The sequence below is a fragment of the Pseudomonas sp. 44 R 15 genome (assembly GCF_900004965.1).
In the GTDB taxonomy this organism is placed as follows: domain Bacteria; phylum Pseudomonadota; class Gammaproteobacteria; order Pseudomonadales; family Pseudomonadaceae; genus Aquipseudomonas; species Aquipseudomonas orientalis_A.
In genome coordinates this window covers 1-3,243 of record NZ_CVTU01000051.1, presented here as the reverse complement: position 1 = coordinate 3,243, position 3,243 = coordinate 1, and the positions used below count along the sequence as shown (strand labels likewise).

At 56.1% G+C, this 3,243-nt stretch carries 1 protein-coding gene; it reads left to right on the top strand.

The window, feature by feature from the left end; translation table 11 throughout:
* Positions 1-3,243: immunoglobulin-like domain-containing protein (locus BFP93_RS05880; RefSeq protein ID WP_370737773.1), on the top strand; the 3,243-nt coding region annotated here is incomplete at both ends.

Here is a 3,243-nt window from a genome sequence, read left to right as displayed (position 1 = left end):
ACGGCAAAACCATCACCATCGGTGTGAACCAATCCAGCGGCACGGTCACCGCCGTGGCACCGAATGACGTCTACAAAGGCGATCAAACCGTCACCACTGCAATCAAGACTGTCACCGGTGGCGAGCACTTTGAAAACCTGGTGCCAGGTACCACAGCGGTTAACACCACTGTTACCGATACCCCAGGCACTGCTGATACCACTACCGTCACGCTGACCGCGCCAACTGCCGTCAACGAAGGTGGCCAGATCACCTACACCGCGACCTTGAGCAACAAGGCCGGTACTGACGTCACTCTGAAACTTGATAATGGCTCGTCGATCACCATTAAAGCCGGTGAAACCGTCGGCACTGTGACTGTGCCTGCGCCTACCGATGATGTGTTCATCGATAAGAGCACTCAGACGGTCAAGATTACCGACGCAACGGGCGGCAACTTTGAGAAGTTGGAAGTTGCCGGCAACGGCGCAACCACTGCGATCAACGACACCATCGACAAAGTCGACGTGGTTCTGACCGCTACCACCACCGTCGGCGAAGGCGGCAACATCGTCTACACCGCCAGCCTTGTGGATAAAAACGGCGTGCCGGTGACCAACATCACCAACCCGCTGACTGTCACCCTGGACAACGGCAAAACCATCACCATCGGTGTGAACCAATTGAGCGGCAGCGTTTCGGTTGTTGCGCCGGATGATGTGTACAAAGGCGATCAGACCGTCACCACTGCTATCAAGACTGTCACTGGTGGCGAGCACTTCGAAAACCTCGTCCCAGGTACCGATAAAGTCACAACAACAGTGACTGACACCCCAGGTACTGATAACACCACCACTGTTACCCTGACCGCGCCAACCGCCGTCAACGAAGGTGGCCAGATCACTTACACCGCTACGCTCTCTAACAAAGCGGGCAGCGACGTCACGCTGAAACTGGACAACGGCTCGTCGATCACCATCAAGGCCGGCGATACGGTCGGCACTGTGACCGTCCCTGCGCCAAGCGATGACGTGTTCATCGACAAGAGCACGCAAATCGTCAAAATCACCGACGCTTCCGGCGGCAACTTCGAGCAGCTGGTAGTTGCGCAAAACAGTGCCACGACAGCGATCAACGACACCATCGACAAAGTCGATGTAGTTCTGAGCGCTACCACCACCGTCGGCGAAGGCGGCAATATCGTTTACACCGCCAGTCTTGTGGATAAAAACGGCGCGCTGGTGACTAACATCACTAATCCGCTGACTGTCACCCTGGATAACGGCAAAACCATCACCATCGGGGTGAACCAGTCCAGCGGCAGCGTTTCGGTTGTTGCACCAGATGACGTCTATAAAGGCGACCAAACCGTCACCACTGCTATCAAGACTGTCACTGGTGGCGAGCACTTCGAAAATCTCGTTCCAGGCACCACGCCGGTTAATACCACCGTTACCGATACACCGGGTACCGACAACACCACCACTGTTACGCTGACCGCGCCGAGCGCAGTCAACGAAGGTGGCCAGATCACTTACACCGCCACGCTCTCAAATAAAGCAGGCAGTGACGTCACGCTGAAGTTGGATAACGGCTCAAACATCACTATCAAAGCTGGTGAAACTGTCGGCACCGTCACCGTCCCTGCGCCTGCCGATGACGTGTTCATCGACAAGAGCACCCAGATCGTCAAAATCACGGACGCTTCCGGCGGCAACTTCGAGAAGCTGGTAGTTGCGCAAAACAGTGCCACGACAGCGGTCAACGACACCATCGACAAGGTGGATGTGGTTCTGAGCGCTACCACTACCGTCGGCGAAGGCGGCAATATCGTCTACACCGCAAGCCTTGTGGATAAAAACGGCGCACTGGTGACCAACATCACCAACCCGTTGACCGTCACCCTGGACAACGGCAAAACCATCACCATCGGTGTGAACCAATCGAGCGGCAGCGTTTCGGTTGTTGCGCCGGATGATGTGTACAAAGGCGATCAAACCGTCACGACCGCTATCAAAGGTGTGACCGGTGGCGAGCACTTCGAAAATCTCGTTCCAGGTACCGATAAAGTCACAACAACAGTGACTGACACCCCAGGTACTGATAACACCACCACTGTTACCCTGACCGCGCCGAGCGCAGTCAACGAAGGTGGCCAGATCACGTACACGGCCACGCTCTCCAATAAGGCGGGCAGCGACGTTACGCTGAAACTCGATAACGGTTCGAACATCACCATCAAGGCCGGCGATACCGTCGGCACTGTGACCGTCCCTGCGCCAAGCGATGACGTGTTCATCGACAAGAGCACCCAGATCGTCAAAATCACCGACGCTTCCGGCGGCAACTTCGAGAAGCTGGTAGTTGCGCAAAACAGTGCAACTACAGCGATCAACGACACCATCGACAAAGTCGACGTTGTACTGACCGCTACCACCACCGTCGGCGAAGGCGGCAACATCGTTTACACCGCCAGCCTTGTGGATAAAAACGGAGCGCTGGTGACCAACATCACCAACCCGCTGACCGTCACCCTGGATAACGGCAAAACCATCACCATCGGTGTGAACCAGTCCAGCGGCACAGTCACCACTGTGGCACCAGATGACGTCTATAAAGGCGATCAAACCGTCACGACCGCCATCAAAACCGTCACCGGTGGCGAGCACTTTGAAAACCTGGTGCCAGGTACCACAGCGGTTAACACCACTGTTACCGATACCCCAGGTACTGCTGATACCACTACGGTCACGCTGACCGCGCCAACTGCCGTCAACGAAGGTGGCCAGATCACTTACACGGCCACGCTCTCCAACAAAGCAGGCAGCGACGTTACGCTGAAGCTGGACAACGGTTCGTCGATTATCATCAAGGCTGGCGATACCGTCGGCACCGTCACCGTCCCTGCGCCAAGCGATGACGTGTTCATCGACAAGAGCACGCAGACGGTCAAGATCACAGACGCAACGGGCGGCAACTTTGAGAAATTGGAAGTTGCTGGCAACGGCGCAACTACCGCGATCAACGACACCATCGACAAGGTCGATGTGGTTCTGACCGCTACCACCACCGTCGGCGAAGGCGGCAACATTGTTTACACCGCCAGCCTTGTGGATAAAAACGGTGCGCTGGTGACTAACATCACTAACCCGCTGACTGTCACCCTGGACAACGGCAAAACCATCACCATCGGTGTGAACCAATCCAGCGGCACGGTCACCGCCGTGGCACCGAATGACGTCTACAAAGGCGATCAAACCGTCA